Source organism: Shewanella algidipiscicola (assembly GCF_900380485.1).
In the GTDB taxonomy this organism is placed as follows: domain Bacteria; phylum Pseudomonadota; class Gammaproteobacteria; order Enterobacterales; family Shewanellaceae; genus Shewanella; species Shewanella algidipiscicola.
This window is the reverse complement of the sequence record NZ_OXJV01000018.1, coordinates 1-22,149: the sequence shown is the minus strand read 5'-3', so window position 1 is coordinate 22,149 and position 22,149 is coordinate 1. Positions and strand designations below refer to the sequence as shown.

Below are 22,149 nucleotides of genomic sequence, written 5' to 3'. Positions count from 1 at the left end.
CTCCTTAAATTTGCTTGCTATAAACTGGGTAATCTGTGTACCCACGTTCATCGCCACCGAACAATGTTGCCGGATCTGAAATATCATTTAGCGGTAGATTATTGGCTAATCGATAAGGTAAATCAGGGTTCGCCAAAAATTTCCGCCCAAAAGCTACATAATTAACTAAATTGTTATTAATTAATTCTTCTGCTTTATCTAGTGTGTAATTACCCGCGACAACAATGGCGCCAGAGAAGTTTTCACGTAATTGCTGACGAAACATTTCTGTTACAGCTGGAGCATCGTCCCAGTCTGCTTCGGCAAGATGAATGTAGGCAATACCTAACTCGTCAAAGTGTTTTGCTAATAACAAAATGGCATCGATGGCTTCTGGGTCATTCATGCCTCTTTGGGTAATAAATGGCGCTAGTCTGATAGCTGTGCGCTCAGCGCCTATTTTATCACTAATGGCTTTAACTATTTCTAACGCAAAGCGAATGCGATTTTCTAAACCACCGCCATATTGGTCAGTTCGTTTGTTTGATGTAGTTCGTAAAAATTGGTCAATTAAATAACCATTTCCTGCATGCACTTCTACACCGTCAAACCCTGCTTCAATCGCGTTAACTGCTGCTTGACGGTAGTCTTCAACAATACCTTTGATTTCTTGCGTTGATAATGCTCGTGGGATAGGACAGTCAAGCATTCGGCCAACACCGTCATCACCTACTACCCACACTTGTGCATCAGGTGCTAAGGCGCTTGGTGCTACAGGTAGTCCATCAGGATGAAACACAGGATGTGACATCCGGCCAACATGCCAAAGTTGAGAAAAAATAATGCCATTATTGTCATGAACAGCATTCGTGACCTTCTTCCAACCGTCAATTTGTGCTTGTGTATAAATACCCGGTGTAAAGGAGTAGCCCTTGCCTTGCGCTGAAATTTGCGTCGCTTCTGAAACGATAAAGCCAGCACTTGCACGTTGTGCATAGTAAGCCGCCATTAATTCAGTGGGGATATCACCGGGTTGCGCGGTACGAGAACGCGTCATAGGTGCCATAACCACTTTATTATTAGTTTTAAGGTTTCCAAGTTTGCCTGTGTTAAATAATGCGCTTTTCATAATCTTAACCTCATTAATGAATGTCATTTCTCGAAAATAAAATTTCAACTTTTAGGCCATCAGGGCCAGTGACAAATACTTGATGTTCGTTTGCTTCGGGTATCTCACGTTCAACAAAAGGTACGTTATACATTAACAAACGACCTTTGAGTCCTTGGTAGTCATTTGAGGTAAACGCTAAATGATCAACCGTTGGCAAGCTCGATGTTGAACTGCGCTTTTCATCATGTCCTAAATAAAAGGATTGCTCAGGGTTTATGTCATTTCTTCCCGCGATGTGAATACAAGGCACATTGAGTTCGTCATACAACCAAACACCAGCAAAACCAAACGGTGGGCGTTGTCCTTCTTTCAAGCCAAGTGTCTGTACTAAAAACTGCGACATCTCATCTAAATCAGATACCAGCAGTAATGCGTGATTTAATTGCATATCAACCTCCTTAAAGCGATGAAATCAGTTTAACTATTTTTACTAAATTGATAATTACTCGTATAGTTAAATCACTATTCATAAAAGCTGAATAATAATGGCGAAAATTGATGATATGGCGTTGTTTGCTCACGTAGTAAAAGCGGGAGGACTAGCGGCAGCAGGACGAAAATTAGGGCTTTCGCCTGCAAGTATGACGGCACGCATTAACCAAATTGAAAAGCGTTACGGCACAAGATTGTTGACTCGAAATACACGAAGTATCTCGTTAACTGATACTGGCGAGCGTTTTTATAGTGGTTGTTTGCGGGTAATTGAAGAAGTAGAAAATACTGAAAATATGATACAAGACTCGCAAAACACATTGCGAGGACACTTACGAATATCGGCAACGTCTGATTTTGGCCGACAATATGTAGCACCAGCACTTGCCGAATTCACCAGTAACCATCCTGATGTTTCTCCTCATTTAATGCTATCTGACGGCTTAATCAACATCATCGATGAAGGTGTTGATATCGCCTTTAGATTCGGTAATTTACCAGACAGCAATCTTATCTGCAGACCTTTAGCTCAAAATCGACGTGTGTTGTGCGCCTCCCCTGACTATATAAAGCACAATGGGTTACCACGACACCCAGAAGAGCTATCCAAGCATCGTTGTCTGATTCTAGAGCGCTCAGGTCAACCATTAAACGAATGGTATTTTGAAGTTAATAATAAACGACAGTCAATAAAGGTAGAGCCGCATTTATCATGCTCAGACGGTGAAGTCATCAGACGTTGGGCAGTTCAAGGTTATGGTATTGCTTTTAAGTCATTAATCGACATAAGAAAAGATCTATCAAACAACAAGCTTATATTGCTATTAGATGAATATGTACGAGGATTTAGTCATAGTGATACCGAGGTTGTCGGTGTACAAGCCATTTATCCTAGCAGGCAATATCTGCCAATGCAGGTAAAAGCATTTTTAACTTATTTTGAGCAGTGGTTGAATACGCAGGCCCTCAACACATAAGGAGCAACATGTCGTTGGCTATTAGAACTATTGTACAGTTTCGTGTTGTCTTGCAATAAAAAGCCTATCCTTATTCGTTCGTTATGGCGTTGGGCAGTTAGGCGTCATCCCACTAAAAGTAAAGACTGTAAATATTATTTGGACGGTAAGGGACAATGGCAATTTCATGGTTGGCATAAAATAGCGAACATGGATTGTCGATTTCACCTTGTCCAAATAGCTCAAACGCTCATAAAAAGATATGTAAAAATCAGAAGCGCAGCCATACCTTACGACCCAGAATACGAAGCTTACTTAAGTCAGCGAAAATGGACTAAGCAAGGCAGAAACTCTTGGTTCGAACCTGTTTTAGCTGCGATGTAGGGTGCTGGGTAACAGAGCACGCCTATCCGACAAAAACGAGTTAGATTGACCGTCTGCTTATCGCTCCTTTTAGACATTAATCAAGAAATGCTTCAATGTTAGATAAGGTCACGTTCAAAATCTAAAAGCGTCAGTTCGAGTATGAGTCAGTACTAATTAACACAGTGCTAGCGTAGCGTCAGTCTTAACGGGTTAGGTGGCTTACAACTGGCGGAAATCTGGTAAACTTGGCGCTTATTGATTGTCTCTTACTCGTTACTTATTGTTTTTACGCTTGTATCTGCAAGCAACAGGTTAATTTGCATGCAATTTGCTCAATTAGGCTTACATTCATCATTACTCAGTGCGCTGTCACACATGGACTTTACGCAGCCAACGGCGATTCAGGCCGCCGCCATTCCAGCCATTTTAGCGCATCACGACATACTCGCCTCGGCGCAAACCGGCACAGGGAAAACCGCCGCATTTGTGTTGCCTATCTTGCAACAACTGCTGGCGCAGCAGGATGAGGCGACTCATTCACCTGTGGCGATTAAGGCGCTCATTTTAGTCCCAACACGGGAGCTGGCACTGCAGGTGCAAGCGAGTGTACAAGCGCTTGCGCAGAGGACATCGCTGCGCAGCGCTGTAGTGTATGGTGGGGTCAGCATAGATGCGCAGCAAAGCCAATTAAACCAAGGTGTTGACCTGTTAGTCGCAACCCCTGGACGATTACTCGATCACCTTCGCCGCGGCGGATTAAATTTAGACTCGGTCTCATATCTGGTCCTTGATGAAGCAGACCGCATGTTAGATATGGGCTTTATGGATGAGATAAATGCCGTGATGGCGCAGCTGCCGCCTCGCCGTCAGACCTTGTTATTTTCAGCCACCCTTGACGATAGCGTACTGCGCTTTAGTCGCAATTTATTGCGCAGCCCCAAACGTATCGAGGTCGATTCTCCTCACAGCGCCGCGCGCGACATTGAACAGCGGGTTTATGCCGTCGATAGTGATAATAAGTTTGCTTTACTCAGCCATCTTATTCGTCAAGGTCAGTGGCAGCGGGTCTTGGTGTTTAGTCGTAAAAAGGTCGCTGCCGATAAGTTAGTTCAACGCCTGAATGATGCTGGTATCGCGGCTAAGGTGTTGCATGGTTCATTGACGCAAGGGGGGCGAGAGCAAGTGCTGCAAGGTTTTAAGGCTGGCGACATTAACGTGTTGGTAGCAACCGATGTGGCGGCTCGTGGTATCGATATTCCCTCGCTCGATTATGTGGTCAATTATGAGTTGCCGTTTGTGGCGCAAGATTATGTGCATCGCATTGGTCGCACAGGCCGAGCCGGACAAAAAGGGCTGGCCGTTACCCTGTATAGCGAAGAGGACGCATTGCTGCTCGAAGAGGTCGAAGCCCTATTGGATAAGCGTTTGCCGCAGCAGTGGTTACCAGGGTTTGAGCCGGACTTAACCAAAATGGCGCCGTTGGCGGGTAAGCTGGGGAAATCAGCGCAAAAACGCCGCGCTAAGCGCCGTGGGCGCGGCTGAACAGTACCTATAAAAAAGCGCCGCAGAAGCGGCGCTTTTATTTGTGTTGTACCAAGTTATTAATGCGATTGTGATGCGGCGAGCGTTTCACAGTCGCTCTTAACCCAATGGGTGGTTAAGTTGGCGAGCGCGGTATAAAACTGACCATTATCACACTGACCCACTTTATCGCTAAATGTCGCCAACCAACTGTTAAGATAATCGTTGATAAACGCCAGTTGTGTGGCGCTATTGACCCGATTGGCTTGATGGGCTACATAGGCCAAAATCACCGCTAGATGATCGGCAGGCTCAGGAAATTCACTCTGAACCTGTAACTGACTCTGTTCTAAATGGTCGAGCATTTGTTGATGTTGCTCACCAAATAGTAGCACTTCATCACCATCTTGTTTATTGCTGGCCATATACAGGCTGGCGTACGGGCTAGCGCTGTGTTTGGTTCCGACTAAAAACAGGCCGCAATAGTCGGCAGCCAGTTCTAGCAGCGCTTTATCTGTGGTTAAGCCTAGCAATACCGCGTTGATCTTAGCCACATCAGTGCCCAAAAGCGGGTCGCTTGCCAGTTGTGCCAAGAAAGCTTGCGCTGGCGCACTGGTCAGCTCATGCAATAACGGCTGGTCGACTTCTTTAGCAAATAATGCCGACAGTAAGCGGTAGACCATGGCTCTACCTTGGTTAATGCTATTGTCGTGTGCGTTACTGTGACTCATTGTCTGTCTCCTTGGCGTTGGCCATTACCTAAATCAGCGTTTCGATAGGGCCGCTAAATGAGCTGACCTCAGGCACTTTACCTTGATAACGCTCAAATTCGACCAAACAGGTGTAGGCCGAACAGGCTTGGGCCAATTTTGAGGTTCCGATATCCTGAGTCAAGGTATTAGGATCGCCATAGCTGCACAATGCACCAATTTCGTTGCCTCCTTGCTTGCTACCATCTTTACCGACAGGGCCATACCAAGCGCCTTCTTGGATGCGCACTATGCCTTGAGGGAAGCGGTTAGACACCACCGCACCGGCAAGCAGTTGGCCACGGTCATTAAATACCCGCACGATATCCCCATCTTTAATGCCGCGCTGCTTAGCGTCGAGCGGATTAAGGAATACAGGCTCACGGCCTTGAACCGTATACGTGGCCCGGTATTGTTCTGATTCGCACATCTGTGAATGCAGGCGATGGTCTGGGTGGCAAGATTGCAGCCAAATCGGGTGTTTATCTGAACCCGGGCCCCCATGGCTGCGCTCTGTTTTTTCTATCCATGTGGGGTGACCGGGACAATCATCGTAATTAAATTGCGCTATTTTACGACTGAAAATTTCAATTAAGCCCGAAGGTGTACCCAGCGGGTTGATTTCAGGGTCATCTCTAAAGTCGGCATGACGTGTCCATGGCTCGCCCTCGCCAAAGTGGACATAACCTTGTTGCCAGAAGGTATCAAAGTCAGGCATGGCAAAATTACCGTCGTTATCGGCTTTACAGTCGTTATACAGTTTTTTGAGCCAGTCAAACTCACTCATGCCACGAGTGTATTGCTCTCCTTTGCCCATTAAGGTGGCAAAGCGGGTGAATATCTCAAAATCAGACAAGCTTTCATACAGTGGTTCAACCATCTTTTGCATTGCCAAGATCCCACGGTTGGCATAACTGCCATACACATCCAGATCGTTGCGCTCAAAGGTGGTACAGGCTGGCAGCACGATATCAGAGAAGCGGCAAGTGGCTGTCCAGTTGGTATCTATGGTGACGACACATTCGAGTTTGTGAAATGCGCGTTTCATGCGGTTGCGATCTTGGTGGTGATTCCAAGGGTTGTTACCGGAGAACACCATCATCTTAATGTCTGGATAGGTGACTTTAGAACCATTGGCTTCAATGGTTTTGCCTGGCTCTAAGATGGCATCAATCCAGCGTGCGACCGGAATAGTGCTACTGGCGCCCTTAAAGTCATTGTTATCAAATAACGGCTTTTGGCCTTCATCGAGGTTACGCGGAAACGCGCCCGGCGCTGCGGCTCCCGATGACGGCACACCAATACCCGAATAGTGATGACCATAGCTGATGCCACCGCCCGGTAAGCCAATTTGGCCTATCATAGTGGCGAGTACGGCGGCCATCCAATAGGGCTGCTCGCCATGTTGTTGGCGCTGAATACACCAGCCCATCATGATTTGGGTGCGTCCTGCGGTCATCACCTTGGCAAGATCGCGGATGATCTCTTGGCTAACACCGCAGATCTTACTGGCCCACTCGGGGGTTTTTGGTACACCGTCAGACTCACCCATAAGATAGGGAAGGAATTGATCGAACCCTAAGCTATAGCCTTCGATAAACGATTTATCATGCAAGTTTTGGCTCACCATTTCGTGGGCGATCCCCAGCATTAAGGCGACATCGGTCTGCGGATTGACATATAGCTGTTCACAACCCAAGTATTTTTGGGTTTTGGTGACCACAGGATCTATGCTGATCACTCGGATCTTGCCTTGTTTCACTTTTTCTTTAAGTTGCGCAAGGTAAGCAAATGACTCATGAGTCTCGGCGTTCCAGCCGACCTGTAGGTTTTTATAGGGATCATTTGACCATAAAATAATGGTGTTGGACTCTTGCAGGATCAATTGCCATGAGGTGCCCTGAGCATAAACCTCGGTCGAGCCGAGCACATAAGGCATGATGGTTTGACCGGCTCCGGTTGAGTAGTCACCGATTTTTTTGATGAAGTTACCGTGCATGCCCACAGCGCGTTGCATATGGCTGGTACAAGAGTGCAGTTGGCCTGTGGCGCGCCAGCCCGTTTGGCCAGCGTGTAGGCCTGAGGGACCATATTTAGTTTGCACTTCATCGAGTGAATCTTTAAACAGTGACAAGGCCTTATCCCAGGTCACACGTACAAAGCGAAAATCACCACGTTGGCTGGTGTCACTCTTATGGCCGTTAAGCAAAAAGTCTAATCGCACCATAGGGTAACGAACTCGAGATGGATTGTAGACCAAGCCTTTAATACCGTTAATCATATCGGTTGGATATTGGTCTCGGTCAAATGGAATCACCTGATCGATAACGCCATTTTTACGTTTCATCTTAAATGCACCAAAGTGCGACCCGGTTGTTAACCAGCCATCATTGGCGTTGGCGCCTGTGTTGGCGAGGGCATTAAGGGGGGCCAATACTGACGCACCACTGAGGGTCACATAAGAGGTGGCTGCAAGGCCCTTAAGAAAATCTCTTCTGTTCATGTTGATATCCTTTTTAGTGCGCCGACTTATCGAAAGTAGATGAATGTTCTTGCAAGTATTTTTGCACTAACGCTTGAGTGTCTTGGTCCATGTTGACGAACGCTATCATGCCTTGGAACATGCCGGGCCAAGTGTTGGCGTCGAAATGTGCTTCGTCTGGTTGGGTATGACAGACGCTACAACTGGTGGAATAAGTCTCACGTGCATAGTCCCATAGGGGTTGTAAATCTTTGACGAGGAAATCTTTCTCGGTCCAAATCTTGGCCTCGACTCGTTGCCACTGTAGACCGGTCATTGGATCTTCTTTCTGCTCGAAAATTTCCATGACCCCCTCTTCCAGGGCAGCTTCTTTTGACAGTTGTGCCGACAAGATATTGAGACCAAAATCGTAGTAGATCACCCGGCCAGCCCCCACTTTTTTACGCCAGCCATCGATGCCGACTTTAACGCGGTCGCCTTGGGTTTCGAGTACCGTCACTTTAGTGGCGATGTTGAGCGTGCCGGCTTCGACATCTGTGGTGCCATTAAAGTAGAGCGGTTTGGTGAGCGCGGTGAAATAGGTGCCACCCACTTGTAGGCTGCTCTCGCCAGAACCCACTTGAGCGATGAGTTCAGGTGCGCGAGAGGTACCCATATCAGGCAGTTTGTGAGCAATACCTTTATGGCAATCAACACAGCTTTGATCGATTTCAGCGGCGCGTTTCATCTGTTTTTGCGCCAGTTTTGACATGCTTTCCCATTTCATTGAGGCATAGTCGTGGCAATTTTTACAGGCTAACGAGTCGTCGCGATCGAATCGTTTCCATTCGCGGCTAGCCATTTCAAGCCGTTTAGCTTCAAATTTTTCATCTGTGTTGACCGTTTGTAGCAACCAGCCCCAGACATCGTGAGAGGCTTCCATCTTACGGGCAATTTTACGCGTCCAGTTGTGTGGCACATGGCAGTCAGGGCAGGTGGCTCGCACCCCAGAGTGATTTGACCAATGCACCGTTTGTTGTAGCTCTTGGTATGGCTTGCTTTCCATGCTGTGACAGCTAATGCAAAACGCTTCGGTATTAGTCATTTCCAGTGCGGTATTAAAACCACCCCAGAAAATAATGCCCATGAGAAAGGCAGACAAACTGATGGTACCTAAGGTGAGGTACTTGGCGGGCTTGTTTAGCGTGCGCCAGATAGTAATAAACCACTTCATAACAGCATCCTTAAAAAATAGATCAGGTAATTATTTAACTTAGTGAGAGACGATGCCGCCAAACGCTTGGATCATCCAAATGACAAAGCCATAAGCCCCTATGCCGCTAATCGTTAAAATGGGAAACAGTAAAAAAATGATGAAGCCCAGCGCCTTAAGCTCTTTGGATTTCACCTGACTGGGTTTAGTCGCTAAATCTTGTTCTGCCATGATCTGCTCTCTTAGTGGTGATCTTTGTCTATGGCTACAATATTAGAGGAGGGTTGTTAATGGCTGTCACACCTAGGATGAATGAACATCGACAACTTATGAAAAAATATGAAAATTAATTCTGCTGATATGAAGAGTTAAGTTAATCAAGTATAAGGTTATGATTTAAAATGAGTCATCCACGTATTGAACGAGTGTCATCGCAGGTGCGACGTGTGCTTAATATCCTGCTAATTCCGCCGTGGGTGGGGCAATTAGCCGAAAATAAAAAGATCTCATGATTTGTTAATTTACGCTAGTTTATCGTGTCAGCTTTCCTGTAAAATTCGCGCCAACCTAGGTTATGTGAGCGTTCGGTTAACCGAGCACCTCTTGGCTTTGCATTCAATGTGTAAGCTTGCAGCGCACGTAAGGTACGTCACAAGTACTCGGTGGTTCTCTAACCCGATAGTGTTGAGCGGGATCCTCACTGCCATAACCTTGTAAAACTAAGAGAACAATAAAGGTAAATAATTATGAAGTCTGAACAGACTCTCGATACCCCTGCTGTACCTACAGGTTCGATGTTAGATCGTTTTTTTGCTATTTCTGCCCGTGGCAGTAACGTAAAGCAAGAAGTGATAGCCGGATTTACCACCTTCTTGGCCATGGTTTACTCGGTCATTGTGGTGCCTAATATGCTCGGCAGCGCAGGCTTTGATGCCGGCGCGGTCTTTGTTGCGACCTGTTTAATCGCTGCATTTGGCTCATTGTTAATGGGGCTGTGGGCTAACCTGCCGATGGCGATTGGCTGCGCTATCTCGTTGACCGCCTTCACCGCGTTTAGCATGGTGTTGGGCCAAGGGATCTCGATTCCGGTTACGTTAGGCGCCATCTTTTTAATGGGGATAGTGTTTACACTAGTGAGTGTGACTGGGATTCGTCAGTGGGTACTAACCAATCTGCCTAAAGGTATTGCTCACGGTACGGGTATTGGTATCGGCTTATTTCTCCTGCTTATTGCCACCAACAGTGTCCAGCTTATTGTCGCCAACGATGCGGGTTTACCGGTGAAGTTAGGCGATATTCATAGCTTACCTGTGCTTGCCACCATTATCGGCTTGGCGGCCACCATCGGCCTTGAGCGCCGCGGTGTGCCCGGTGGAATTTTGTTGGTGATTATCGCCCTGTCGGTATTTGGTCTCTTGTTTGACCCTTCGGTGACCTATCAAGGCTTGTTTGCCTTACCTGATCTGATGTCTGACAAATCATTAATTGGTCAGCTCGATATTATGGGGGCGTTAAATCCAGTCGTGTTACCTATTGTGTTGGCGTTAGTGATGACGGCCATTTTTGATGCCACTGGGACTATCCGTGCGGTGGCGGGGCAAGCCGAATTACTCGATAAAGACGATAATATTGTCGGTGGCGGTAAGGCGCTGACCTCTGACTCGGTAAGCAGTATCTTTGCCGGTGCAGTGGGCGGCGCGCCTGCTGCAGTGTATATTGAATCGGCCGCAGGAACCGCCGCAGGTGGTAAAACTGGCCTGACAGCGACCATTGTTGGTGTACTCTTCTTACTGATGATGTTCCTGGCGCCGCTAAGTTATTTAGTGCCAGCCTACGCCACCGCACCTGCATTGATGTATGTGGGATTGTTGATGTTGAGCAATGTGACCAAGCTTAATTTTGACGATAAAGTCGATGCTATGGCTGGGTTAACCTGTGCGGTATTTATCATTTTAAGTTGTAACATTGTCACTGGGATCATGCTGGGCTTTGTTACGTTAGTGATTGGCAGATTGTGCAGCGGCGAATGGCGTGCCATCAAACCGGGTGTGTTAGCGATCACTATCGGTTTAGTGGTTTTCTATCTCGGTGGCTGGGCGATTTAAACCTTTGTAGATACCAAAATCTGTCAAACATGCAGATGTAGCTGGGTGTCCCCTCAGTACATAAAAAAGATGCCACTCAAAAAGACGAAATATCCTTTCGTCTTTTTTATTGGCTGTAAGCGCGTAGTAGATCTTTCCAGGTGACAATACCGACAATCTGACCCTGTGTTAACACCGGCAGTGAACCAATATTGTGCAGCAGCAATAACCGAGAAGCCGCATGTAAGGAGCACTCGGGGGAGGTAGTGATGGGGTTGCGTGTCATGACCTGATGAGCTCGGCGCTGCAACGTTTCAACATCGCGCTCGGTTTCGTTGATCGCGCCAATATGCGGGCTCAATGTGCGCAGGTAATCTCGCTCAGATAACACCCCTTGCAGCTTATCGTTTTCAACCACCAAGAGATGGTGAAAGGGCGCACTGTCAAAAATCTCTTTGACTATGGTGAGTCGATCATCCATGTCGATAGTGACGACTCGGGTGCTCATAATGTCGGCAACAGTGACGCTCATAGTCTATTTCCTTATGTTTATGCTATTTATAACAGACAATTAACATTTCAACAAATCAACATGTTTGCTGAGGCGATTGATGAGCTCATCATTGAGAACAGGCCCTAACCATCGCGCGGTATTTTTAACGATGACGGCAGGGCAATGACTACTGGGTTATATGGTGGTATGGCTTTGGATGAGGGCTACGATTGCAGCTGTGTTATTGAGCGGGGGATAAATCAGCCCAGGCGGTCCTAGGCTGATGTTAGGTTTTTATGTGTCGAATGCCTTAGAAGATAAGATGTGCAACACCGGCAATAACAGGCAGGGTAACCAGTGTTCTTAAAATAAACACCACAAACAACTCGACAATGTTGACCGGGATCTTACTGCCTATCAACAAGGCGCCCACTTCACTCATATAGATAAGCTGGGTGACCGACAGGGCGGCGATAATAAAACGTGTCATGTCAGATTCGATTGAACTGGCTAAAATCGAGGGGATAAACATATCCGCAAAGCCAACCATAATGGTTTTAGACGCCTCGCCTGCTTCTGGAATTTGCAGTAACTCTAGCAGTGGGATAAATGGCATGCCAAGGTAGTCGAACAGCGGTGTATATTCGGCGATCATCAATGCGATTGTCCCGATAGCCATGACAACAGGGAGCACGCCAAATACCATATCGATGACATTTTTTAGGCCATCTTTTAGGGTGTGCGATACGCCTTGCGCATGTGCCGCTTTAGCCATCGCTTGCTCAAAACTCCAAGCGAAAACGCCCTTACCGTGTGGCACGACTTCATCGTCAGGATGACGTGGTGTATCGTCAATATAGTGATCTTTTTTCCAACTCAGTGGTGGCAATTTAGGCACGATAACCGCCGCGACAATACCAGCCAAACATACGGTTAAGTAAAATGGTGCAAACAGATGCTCTAATTTTACTTGAGAAATTACCACTAAAGAGAAGGTGATTGAAACCGCCGAGAAGGTGGTGCCGATCACAGCCGCTTCGCGTTGAGTATAAAGGCGGGCTTCATATTGTTTACTGGTCATTAAAATGCCGACACTGCCATCGCCAAGCCAAGAGGCCATACAATCAATGGCGCTGCGACCTGGCAAGTTAAATACGGGGCGCATAATTTTGGTTAATAAGGTGCCAAATAGCTCCAGTAAGCCGAAGTTAAGTAGTAAAGGCAATAACATGCCGGCAAAAATAAATACGCAAAATAATACGGGTAGCAGGTCATTCAGTACTAAGGCGCCTGTATTCCCTGAGCGGATAGCTTCAGGACCTATGCCCATGTAGGTCAATACAATGAAGACTGCACCAATGATGCGAACGATAGCCCACATAGGGTTTACGTTAAGTAATGCATTGATAAAGTGATGCTGTTTTAAAACATTAGGTTTGAGCAATTTGCAGATGAGCGTCGCGATAGCGGTAATGACCACGATAAAGGTCACTATGCCAGTTAGGGCATCGCCTAATAAGCTTTGTAATCCTTTTGATACGATAGCGATAGGAATGGTGATCGCATCTTGATAGCTAATCGGTGTCATAAACAGTAACAAGCCGATCAGCGAAGGGATGAGAAATGTAAGTAACGTTTTTATGTTAGTTTTTTGTTTTTTAGCCACTTTTTTGCCTTAAATTACGCTGTCTGTACAACGGCAAGAATTAAATATTGAATCCATAATGTAATTTATAATGAATATCCATTCATCTAATCGACGGAGATTACCGCCTAAGTCCAGTGATGTAAAACCATTTAATGCGCAATCTTGTGACTAACTGCTGTAGCATAGTTATTTGCACTTTATGACTATTTATATTGTACTCAAAAAAGTCGTATTTGCACCATGTACTTTTTGGTTAAATAATGATTAAAGTGATGTTATCGCTTGGTTTTATATCGCTTGCGCTACGAAAAGTGTTATAAGTCGCGCCTAGTGTTAGCGTGTGGGAGAAATGCAGGCTTGTGCTGGATCTGGTTTCCCCACTAATCGGAGGCTGAGCGAGTCAATCAGTCTGCCGCTTTTACCGGACGATTAGCCGCGGGCATATATGACCTGATTGCAGCATTGGGTAGATCCGGAGTCTGTATCGAGTTAAGTGGTAGATTAGGGGAGAGGCATGTGGCGAAGCACAGTGGCATAGGCCAAATAGATTGAGCCGTGGCAGGGCCTGCGGCTCAATCTAGATTTGCTTGTTATTGACATTTGTAATGCATCAAACCAGATGCCAGTACACAAGCGCATGTCCATTGTCGACCTTAGGTTACCCGAAGGTTTGCCTTAAGCTCTTGGCTTTATCCGCGTTAATTTTTAGTTCAGAAATTGAGTCTTCAACGCTGGTTAACGCATCTAAATTATTATTCGATGCCAGAGTGATCTGGTTAATTCCTTGATTAAGTTCTTGTACCACTTGCATCTGTTGTTGAGCCGCGACGGCATTGTGCTGGGCAAATTCATGGATACTGCTGATTGATGTGTAGAGCTCATCGAGTTTTATCGCCGAAGACTCTGTTTGCTGGGCGCAGTGTTCTGCCAAGCGTTGGCTTTGGCGCATCTCTTCGCTCCAGTCGCTGAGCATCTTAAACATCTTGTCGACGCTTTGCGATATGCTGGTGGTGGATACCTTAGTGCGGCTCGACAGTGCCCTAACTTCGTCGGCCACCACAGCAAAGCCGCGTCCCTGCTCGCCCGCTCTCGCGGCTTCGATAGCGGCATTGAGTGCGAGTAAATTGGTTTGCTCGGCGATAGCATCAATTTCCCCCATGGCATTGGCCACCTGTTGGGCTTCTTGGTGTAACAGCTGCGTATTTTGTGCCACATGGGTAACGTTCTGGGTGAGCGAGTCGATATCTTGGCTGTTTTGCTGCATTTTGTTACGGTTATCGTGACAAACTTGGTAAGTGTCGTCGATATGATTTGATGTCGATTGGATATTACTCACCACTTCATTGAGTGTTGCTCCCATCTCCTCCATGGCGCTGGCCATCTGCTCAATTTCTTGATGTTCTTTATCGATACCGCTGTGGGTTTGGTTAACTGCAACAATCAGTTGATTCGTGATATCGGTGATCTTATCGGCGCTATCCTGGTTTTTCCCCAATACCCCTTGCATCTTGGCATCTTTCATTAATATCTGGAATTTAAGCAAGGAGGAGGAGTCTTTACCGCAATAGACAAAGCGACTGATAGAGTCATACTCTTGTTTCATCGCCATTAACTGGGTAGGGATCCTAAAGGCCTCATCGTAAAAAATGACTAAATTCAAGCCGATTAGTGTCAATCCAACTAAAATCGTCTGCCAACCTAAAATATAACCGGCTAATGCGAGGCCTAGGGTAGTCACGACTGCTGAGATGATGCGCTTTTGCATTAATGACAGTGGATCTTTTATCGTTTTACCTTGGTTTATTTGTCGATATAAGGTCTGCGCATTGTTGATTTTTTGGGCATCGGGTTTAACTCGTACAGACTGATAACCAATGAGTTTACCTTGCTCATACATAGGTGATACAAAGGCATCGACCCAATAAAATGAACCATCTTTACAACGATTTTTTACCATTCCACGCCACGATTGACCGGCTTTTAATTTTTGCCAAAGATCGGCAAATGCCGCCGCGGGCATATCGGGATGGCGCACCATGTTGTGATGCTGGCCCAGTAACTCAGATTCATTGTAGCCGGATATGTTAATGAAGGCTTGATTAACATAGGTGATCATTCCACGGGGATCAGTGCTCGAAATGAGCTCGTCATTATCATTAAGCTTAACCTCTCGTGTGGATGCCGAGGGCTGATGATGTTTAGATGTTGTCATGTAAGGGAGGTCTTCATCAAGTCGCCATCTCCAGTCTTTTTTTTAGTCGATTATCTGGTAAGTGGTTGGTGGCGTAATAAAAAATTCATTGGCATTCTAACAGGCATATCACTAATTTGTTAGCTATCTCACAAAACTATTTGTAGTGAGATGTGGCGCGTAAAGTAAATGCTAAGATTTTGATCTTACTCTAATAAAAAGTATTGACTCGATGATGATGTCACGTATATTCGTTTACCCTCGATTTTATAAGGTTATTCGTGTTGTTGCGGCGATTAAGGTTATAAAGTGTCGTCATGGTTGTTGTGGTAATGTTGCTAAGGTTGTTAATGAAAATATGCGTCAAAGCTCGGCAAAAAATTTCAATTCCATATAACCTAGTAGGACGACAGCATTGCATTATCAACAGACTATGAATTCATCACAGCGAAAACTATCAGTACTGGGATTTAGATTTGGCATGCTGGGCATTATTCTACATGTACTTAGCTTACTTGTGGCGTCGTTGGGATTTAATGACTTTAACGGTAATGGTTTTAGTTTTTTTAATTTTTCATTAAGTGAACTGGGCCAATATGGTCATTCTCAATTAGCGGTAGTGTTTAATGGTGGGCTGTTTTTTGGTAGCTTGAGTTTGGTGTTATTTTGTTTATTTTCACTGCAACGTTGCGACCGTCCATTGCTGTATCCCTGCTTGTTATTGCTGATTTTAGCCATGCTCTCTCTGGCTATCACGGGGTTATTTCCCATCAATGTGTATCACTTACACACCTTAGGCATTGAATATTTCTTTTATTTTTCACTGTTGAGTATCGGTTGTTACTTAGGTTATTTATGGCAGGGCGCAAGATTGGCGGGAAATCCCCCTAAGCGTTTTGCTTATCAAGGCAGCAGTGTATTGAGCCTGCTGTGTATCGCCGTATTTGGCTTGTTTGTTTTCCTTGCACAAGTTGATAGCAGCTTAATTAATAGTGGCCAAGCATTTTACCATGGGATGATGATGATCGAGCCACGCCCTGAATTTTGGTGGCCCGCCATCCTTGAGTGGTTAGCGTTACTGCTGTTTCTTGGTTGGAGTGCGGCCTTGGTGTGGACACAACGCCCTATGCGTGACTAGCGCCCTTGTTCAAATCCCGCTTGGCCAAACCAGTATCCATTACAGGCTAAGTTGGTTTCACTGCCGTTATCTTGGCTCACAACAGAGTCTCCCTTGGTGGCCAAGTTTTTGGCTAAGCTTTTGGTTAAGTTATTAGCTAAGTCAATCGAGGCCAAGCTACTGGGGGAAACCCTAAAATAGTCGACCCCTAAATGCTGCATCACTCGTTGTTGGTCACTTAAGTCAATATAACTGGCCGATTGAGTTTGAATGCCATTAAGTCGCAGCAGTGGCTGCGACTCTTGGGTTTGCGCCAATACACCTTGCGGATAGTCAATACAGATGGTTTGGCAGCTGTCTTTAGTTAATCCCTGTTGGCGCGCGGTAAAACAGCGTGCCGAGTGTGCCAGTGGCATGTAGCCATGACCAAAGACTTCCACCTCTATCTGCCTTGGGGCCAAGTCGGTTAATACTCGTTCGAGCCAGTGCTTCGATAGCTCCAGTGGCATAACAAATCGTTGCATTCCCCACGCGGCTAATTTCTGCAAACTTGCCGCATTATAGTTGTTAATACTTGGCCCGCAGATAAAAGGTAGTCCGAGTGATTTCGCTACCTCGACGGCGCCCATATCGTTGGCTTCAACCATAAACTCACCATTATCGATTTGCTGTTTTAAAGCTGTAAATTCCGATTGGGCTTCAATCAGCGCCAGGGTAGAGAGTACCACCTGTTTACCCGATGCCCTGAGCATCTGAGCTAGCTCAAGGTAGTCGCTAAATTTCAGTTGGCGGCGACGGCTACAGACGGTTTCACCTAAATAGATCAGTTCTATGTCGCTACTGGCTGCTTGTTGATAAAACGCGCTGACCTGCGCCTTTGACCAGCAATATTGAATAGGGCCTAAAGATATGTTCATATGTGCTCCTGTTATTGGCTACTGCCAAGTGCGCTCATAGGCTCCAAGTGTCGTAACCTGACCTTCGGAGACCTTGGCTAACGCCTTGTCCCACTGAGCTTGGGTCGTATAGGCCTCGGGATGATGTAAAAAGGTGTCGATAGCCTGACGCCAAACGCGAGTGACTTGCTCTACATAGGCAGGACTACGTTGGCGCCCCTCGATTTTAAGAGAGGCCACGTTCGCCTTTGCCAGCTCTGGCAATAAACTGAGGGTATTAAGGCTGGTGGGCGATTCTAAGAGATGGCTCGCTTGCTTGTTTTCTGCAGTGATATAACGCCCCTTACACACCACGGGGTAGCCCATCTGTTCGTTAATATTGGACTTATCAATAAGCACTTCGTTTAGGCGCGTTAAGCGTTGATCACCAACCTCTTGCCAGCGCACCGCGTTAGCAGGTGAGCAGGAGCCACCAGTGTTGGGCGATTGTCCAGTAACATAGGAGGAAAGGTGGCAACGCCCTTCGGCCATGATGCACAAGCTACCAAAGGCAAACACCTCCAGATCTACTGGCGTCACCTTAGCAAGGTCGCGTACCTGTTTCATCGATAACACTCGTGGTAACACGGCTCGCTCAATATTAAACTCGCGTTTATAGAGGCTTAAGGCGCCAAGATTGGTGGCGCTGGCTTGCACCGATAAGTGCAGTGGCAGGTGAGGATAGCGGCTATGGGCGTAATCGAGTAGCGATAAATCGGCGACAATTAAGGCATCGACGCCAAGATCGGCGGCGATATCGATAGCCTGATACCAACGCTGTTCTTCCCCCGGTTGAGGAAACGTATTGATGGTCAAAAATAACTTTTTTCCCAAGCTATGAGTGTATTGCACCGCCTGCACCAGTTTCTTGGGGGTAAAGTTTAAGCCGGCAAACGAGCGCGCATTGGTGTCATCTTTAAGGCCTACATAAATCGCATCGGCACCCGCATTGAGTGCTACTTTCAATGCGGCTAAGTTCCCCGCAGGGCATAAGAGCTCCATAACTGCCTCTTTCTTAAAAAGTGTGCAGTGTAAAAGGGAATGGCCGCCTATATGTTGATGTAAAACAGGTTTGTGATCATAAAAGCTGGGTAAAATTGAATTATCTCTCACTTTCGGGGTGAAAGCCGAATCGATCATTAATATTAAGCGGGGTTGACGCGAGTTGATCACGCTTGCATAAGGAGTTATTCACGCTATGCAAAAAAGTGTGCTAGCCAATACCGCTCAACATCTGTTGCAATTTGGTCCTCAGGTGATGGCCAAGCCGTTAACTATAGTGCCTTTTGCCGTAAAGGCGCGCGTATTAGAAAAGCTGTTGAACTTGTTAATGGCGGAGCAAATCGAGGATGATGAGCTGCATTTTCTTCAGCAGCGCTGGGTTAACATCGATATTGTTGATATGAAGCTGAGTTTTGATGTCAGCTTTGATAAACACTTTGTGGTTCGAGCGCCCGCGAAGGCGGAGGTGACATTTAGTGGCCGCAGCAAAGAGTTGGTATTGATTGCCGCCGGCAAAGAAGATCCCGATACGTTATTTTTCCAACGTCAATTGGCTATCGAGGGCGATACCGAATTGGGACTTGAGGTGAAAAATTTATTATTGAGCATTGAGTTTGACACTATGCCAAGATTGGCTAGAGAAGGGCTAACCGCTTTGGCTTCGCTGCTTGAGCAACTGCAGCGTCAAGCCGATGCGCGCTGGGCATAACATCCAGATCTGCCTGCCAGCTTCGGCAACTCAAGCCTAAATCAAGTTGAGATAAGCCAAACGATAGGCGAGTGAAGTGCTCAATTTTTGTATCATTGTTTGCAAGATCGCACTTGAGCACAGCCTGCGGTTAATAAAAAGGCGAAGTGTCACACTTCGCTTTTTTTTATAATGTTGCGTCATTAATGGGGTGAGTTAATCACTCGCTTAGCGGTTTACCGGTGATCAAGTGATACTTCAGCAACAGCGCTTCATCAGACTCAATATGTTGTGGATCTGGGTCGATACAATCGATAGGGCATACCGACACACAGGTGGGCTTATCATAATGGCCAACGCATTCGGTACACAGGTCTGGATCTATCTCGTAGATCTCCTCGCCCATGGTGATCGCTTGGTTTGGGCACTCAGGCTCACACATGTCGCAGTTAATGCAGCTATCGTCTATCAGTAATGCCATTTATTTGTTGTGCCTCAAATTTCTTTATTATAACAATCAGTTTCGCAAAATGTTGATGGTTGAAGATATATTACGTTCGACCGAAAATATGCCGTTGCGTTATGTTAATTTTCAGTAATATAAAATAGCCACACAAACTTGGCTGGGGTCAGTGCCACACTTCATCATTTTTGAAGAGTTTTATATTAAATTGACTGGAGAAATAACCTTGAAAGCTATTGTATCACAGGGTCTGGCTAAACCTAGTCTATCCGTATACAAACGCGTACTTAGCAAACGGGAGACTTTCTGTCGCGATACATAACCTCACGAGTGTTTATATTCCTCCATCACAGTTAAGTGTATAATTTATTGACTATTGTTTGGGTTCTCTTGATTATAGAAGTCAATTTTGTTGAGGAAGATGTCAATGGCAAAGGATTTGTCCCGTGAACGCTTTTTATTACTCGAGTTGCTTGCCTGGTGGCAAGGTTCGATAACCAACAAGCAGTTAGTCACTGAGCTGAGTATTAGTCGTCAGCAGGCATACAGTGATCTTAAACAGTATTGTGAGCAATATCCCAATAATCTCATCAAGAATGCTCATGGGTATGTACCTTCTCCTAGCTTTAAAGCCCACTATATTTCTGGTGATGTGGGGCAGTTCTTAAACTGGTGGTCGACGGGGCAGATAGTGACCACAGAAGCAAAACCGACACACGTTGCCCATTTAACTATTCCACCTCGCACCGTTTCCGTTAGCGCTGTTCGAACGCTCGTTCAGGCAATTACACAAGGTAAAAGTGTCGAGGCGGCTTATGTTTCTTTATCTCATCCTGAAAATGATGGCCGAATTTTCCATCCTCACACCTTTGTTAATTCAGGCTTTAGATGGCATGTCAGAGGTTATTGTGAAAAATCTCAAGGGTTTCGCGATCTCGTATTAAGCCGATTTCGCGATCAAACCGAACTGCTGGGGAGCTCTGAGTATTCGATTAATCAAGACCAAGCCTGGCAAACCAAGATAGAGATTATGCTCAAGCCCGATCTTCGCTTATCGCCACTACAGCAAAGTGTATTAGCCAACGATTATCAACTAGTCGATGGCCAATTGATCATTAGCACTCGTGCCGCCTTAGCCAACTATCTCCTACAAGAGATGCGCGTGAATATAAAAATGCTGGACGGTACTCCCGAAGCACAACAATGGATTTTGGTAAATACAGATGACGTTAAACCTTGGGTTTTTTAAGCCTTCATCTGATTTACCCATGTTTTAGCTTACTGAATGTCAACTGAATTTACCTGTACTTATTAACAGTCTTTCAGCCTTCATCAGTTAGCAATAGAGTGTATAGCGCCTAGCAGATGGAGAACCACATGGACGATTTTAGCCCGACAGATTTAAAAACAATATTGCATTCGAAACGCGCCAATATGTATTACCTAGAATATTGCCGTGTGATGCAAAAAGACGGTCGTGTACTTTATCTTACCGAAGCGAAAAAAGAGAATCTTTACTTCAATATCCCCATCGCTAACACCACAGTATTACTTTTAGGAAACGGCACATCAATCACCCAAGCCGCCATGCGAATGCTCGCTCAAGCTGGCGTTTTAGTTGGATTTTGTGGTGGTGGAGGAACCCCACTGTATATGGCTTGTGAGGTAGAATGGTTTACCCCGCAAAGTGAATATCGTCCTACCGAATATCTTCATGGTTGGCTGCAATTTTGGTTTGACGATGAAAAACGCCTAAGTGTCGCCAAAATATTTCAGCAACAGCGTATCGAGTTTATTGAAAAAGTATGGCAAAGAGATCGCGACTTAAAAGGTGAAGGATTCGACTTTACGAGTTCGGTAATACAAAGCGCACTTGCCACATTCCATAGCCGCACCGACGCTGCCGAAAAACAATCGGACTTACTGCTGACTGAGGCGCAACTGACCAAGGTGCTTTATAAGTACGCCGCCAACAACACTGAGTTTGCCAACTTTACCAGACAACACCAATCTCAAGATAAGGCCAACGATTTCTTAAATCATGGCAACTACTTAGCTTATGGCCTTGCCGCAAGTTGCTTGTGGGTACTTGGCATCCCCCATGGTTTCGCCGTAATGCATGGCAAAACCAGACGCGGCGCCTTGGTGTTCGATGTCGCCGATTTAATTAAAGATGCACTAGTGTTGCCATGGGCGTTTATTTGCGCCAAAGAAAACGCCACCGAGCAAGAATTTCGCCAACAAGTATTGCAAGCCTTTACCGACCACAAAGCGCTTGATTTTATGTTCGATACGGTTAAACAAATCGCCTTACAAAACTATTCAAATGAAGACGTTGAGGCACTAAACCTATGATGGTCACCTTTGTCAGCCAGTGCGAGAAAAACGCCCTCAAGAAAACCCGCCGCGTACTGGACGCCTTTGCCAATCGCATTGGCGATAACACCTGGCAGACTCTTATAACAGAAGATGGTTTGCTCACCGTTAAAAAAATGCTGCGTAAAACTGCCAGCAAGAACACTGCCTGGTAAGCCCCTAGAACAATAGACACTTCATAGAGTTATAATGAACCAAAAATATGAGGTGTTACATGCGCGGAAAACGTTATCCTGATGAGTTCAAAATTGAAGCCGTCAAACAAGTCACTGAACGTGGTTATAAAATCGCTGATGTGGCAGAA

At 45.9% G+C, this 22,149-nt stretch carries 20 protein-coding genes and 1 pseudogene; 9 read left to right on the top strand and 12 right to left on the bottom strand.

Annotated elements, in window-relative coordinates:
* Positions 1-4: 4 nt before the first annotated feature.
* Both DN599_RS13980 and DN599_RS13975 read right to left on the bottom strand, forming a co-directional pair.
* A complete protein-coding gene (locus tag DN599_RS13980) occupies positions 5-1,108 on the bottom strand; it encodes an alkene reductase (RefSeq protein ID WP_110458213.1) in 1,104 nt (367 codons plus the stop codon).
* Between the two features lie 13 nt (positions 1,109-1,121).
* The gene (locus DN599_RS13975) at positions 1,122-1,538 is read right to left on the bottom strand and encodes a VOC family protein (protein ID WP_110458212.1); all 417 of its coding nucleotides are present in this window, start codon (positions 1,536-1,538) and stop codon (positions 1,122-1,124) included.
* Positions 1,539-1,635: 97 nt separating this feature from the next.
* Here DN599_RS13975 and DN599_RS13970 point away from each other — a divergent pair, with 97 nt between their 5' ends.
* Entirely contained in the window at positions 1,636-2,559 is a 924-nt protein-coding gene (locus DN599_RS13970) for a LysR family transcriptional regulator (protein WP_110458211.1), read from the top strand.
* A gap of 666 nt (positions 2,560-3,225) precedes the next feature.
* A complete protein-coding gene (locus DN599_RS13960; RefSeq protein ID WP_110458210.1) occupies positions 3,226-4,446 on the top strand; it encodes a DEAD/DEAH box helicase in 1,221 nt (406 codons plus the stop codon).
* 59 nt (positions 4,447-4,505) lie between these two features.
* Here the strand turns inward: DN599_RS13960 and torD are convergent, their stop codons facing one another.
* Genes torD through torE form a run of 4 tightly spaced genes read right to left on the bottom strand, consistent with a single transcriptional unit; the run spans position 4,506 to position 9,079 of the window.
* Positions 4,506-5,156, bottom strand: coding sequence for a molecular chaperone TorD (torD, locus tag DN599_RS13955; protein ID WP_110458209.1), 651 nt, complete (start codon positions 5,154-5,156; stop codon positions 4,506-4,508).
* A gap of 28 nt (positions 5,157-5,184) precedes the next feature.
* On the bottom strand, positions 5,185-7,677 hold the full coding sequence (torA, locus tag DN599_RS13950; RefSeq protein ID WP_110458208.1) for a trimethylamine-N-oxide reductase TorA: 2,493 nt from the start codon (positions 7,675-7,677) through the stop codon (positions 5,185-5,187).
* 13 nt (positions 7,678-7,690) lie between these two features.
* Complete coding sequence (gene torC / locus DN599_RS13945) at positions 7,691-8,869, bottom strand: pentaheme c-type cytochrome TorC (protein ID WP_110458207.1); 1,179 nt, start codon at positions 8,867-8,869, stop codon at positions 7,691-7,693.
* A gap of 39 nt (positions 8,870-8,908) precedes the next feature.
* Entirely contained in the window at positions 8,909-9,079 is a 171-nt protein-coding gene (gene torE, locus DN599_RS13940; RefSeq protein WP_110458206.1) for a trimethylamine N-oxide reductase system protein TorE, read from the bottom strand.
* 515 nt (positions 9,080-9,594) lie between these two features.
* On the opposite strand from torE, the gene DN599_RS13935 reads away from it, so the two are divergent.
* The gene (locus DN599_RS13935) at positions 9,595-10,953 is read left to right on the top strand and encodes an NCS2 family permease (RefSeq protein WP_110458205.1); all 1,359 of its coding nucleotides are present in this window, start codon (positions 9,595-9,597) and stop codon (positions 10,951-10,953) included.
* 106 nt (positions 10,954-11,059) lie between these two features.
* On the opposite strand, the gene DN599_RS13930 is transcribed toward DN599_RS13935, so the two are convergent.
* The 3 genes from DN599_RS13930 to DN599_RS13920 form a co-directional block, all read right to left on the bottom strand.
* Positions 11,060-11,464, bottom strand: coding sequence for a CBS domain-containing protein (locus DN599_RS13930; protein WP_110458204.1), 405 nt, complete (start codon positions 11,462-11,464; stop codon positions 11,060-11,062).
* A 271-nt stretch (positions 11,465-11,735) separates the two neighbouring features.
* Complete coding sequence (locus DN599_RS13925; RefSeq protein ID WP_110458455.1) at positions 11,736-13,013, bottom strand: YjiH family protein; 1,278 nt, start codon at positions 13,011-13,013, stop codon at positions 11,736-11,738.
* Positions 13,014-13,731: 718 nt separating this feature from the next.
* On the bottom strand, positions 13,732-15,285 hold the full coding sequence (locus DN599_RS13920) for a methyl-accepting chemotaxis protein (protein WP_110458203.1): 1,554 nt from the start codon (positions 15,283-15,285) through the stop codon (positions 13,732-13,734).
* Positions 15,286-15,697: 412 nt separating this feature from the next.
* Here DN599_RS13920 and DN599_RS13915 point away from each other — a divergent pair, with 412 nt between their 5' ends.
* Positions 15,698-16,402 carry a DUF998 domain-containing protein gene (locus DN599_RS13915; RefSeq protein ID WP_110458202.1) on the top strand — a complete coding sequence of 235 codons (705 nt, stop codon included), beginning with the start codon at positions 15,698-15,700 and terminating at the stop codon, positions 16,400-16,402.
* Here DN599_RS13915 and DN599_RS13910 read toward each other — a convergent pair.
* Together DN599_RS13910 and ubiU are read right to left on the bottom strand one after the other, a co-directional pair.
* Positions 16,399-17,298: a U32 family peptidase gene (locus DN599_RS13910; RefSeq protein ID WP_110458201.1), complete on the bottom strand. Its 900-nt coding sequence runs from the start codon at positions 17,296-17,298 to the stop codon at positions 16,399-16,401. The two genes, DN599_RS13915 and DN599_RS13910, sit on opposite strands and share 4 nt — an antisense overlap.
* Positions 17,299-17,316: 18 nt before the next feature.
* Positions 17,317-18,318, bottom strand: a complete 1,002-nt coding sequence (gene ubiU, locus DN599_RS13905; protein WP_110458200.1) for a ubiquinone anaerobic biosynthesis protein UbiU — start codon at positions 18,316-18,318, stop codon at positions 17,317-17,319.
* A gap of 196 nt (positions 18,319-18,514) precedes the next feature.
* On the opposite strand from ubiU, the gene ubiT reads away from it, so the two are divergent.
* Entirely contained in the window at positions 18,515-19,027 is a 513-nt protein-coding gene (ubiT, locus tag DN599_RS13900; RefSeq protein ID WP_110458199.1) for a ubiquinone anaerobic biosynthesis accessory factor UbiT, read from the top strand.
* Between the two features lie 199 nt (positions 19,028-19,226).
* Here the strand turns inward: ubiT and DN599_RS13895 are convergent, their stop codons facing one another.
* Positions 19,227-19,487: a YfhL family 4Fe-4S dicluster ferredoxin gene (locus DN599_RS13895; protein WP_110458198.1), complete on the bottom strand. Its 261-nt coding sequence runs from the start codon at positions 19,485-19,487 to the stop codon at positions 19,227-19,229.
* 409 nt (positions 19,488-19,896) lie between these two features.
* Here DN599_RS13895 and DN599_RS13890 point away from each other — a divergent pair, with 409 nt between their 5' ends.
* The 4 genes and pseudogenes from DN599_RS13890 to DN599_RS13875 all read left to right on the top strand — a co-directional run.
* Positions 19,897-20,718: a BrxR family helix-turn-helix transcriptional regulator gene (locus tag DN599_RS13890; protein ID WP_204165138.1), complete on the top strand. Its 822-nt coding sequence runs from the start codon at positions 19,897-19,899 to the stop codon at positions 20,716-20,718.
* Between the two features lie 128 nt (positions 20,719-20,846).
* On the top strand, positions 20,847-21,824 hold the full coding sequence (gene cas1f, locus DN599_RS13885; RefSeq protein WP_110458197.1) for a type I-F CRISPR-associated endonuclease Cas1f: 978 nt from the start codon (positions 20,847-20,849) through the stop codon (positions 21,822-21,824).
* Positions 21,821-21,994: pseudogene (locus tag DN599_RS13880) on the top strand (hypothetical protein); the annotation flags it as partial. The gene cas1f and the pseudogene DN599_RS13880, both read left to right, overlap by 4 nt.
* Positions 21,995-22,059: 65 nt before the next feature.
* Positions 22,060-22,149: transposase (locus DN599_RS13875; RefSeq protein WP_162599214.1), on the top strand; the 90-nt coding region annotated here is incomplete at its 3' end.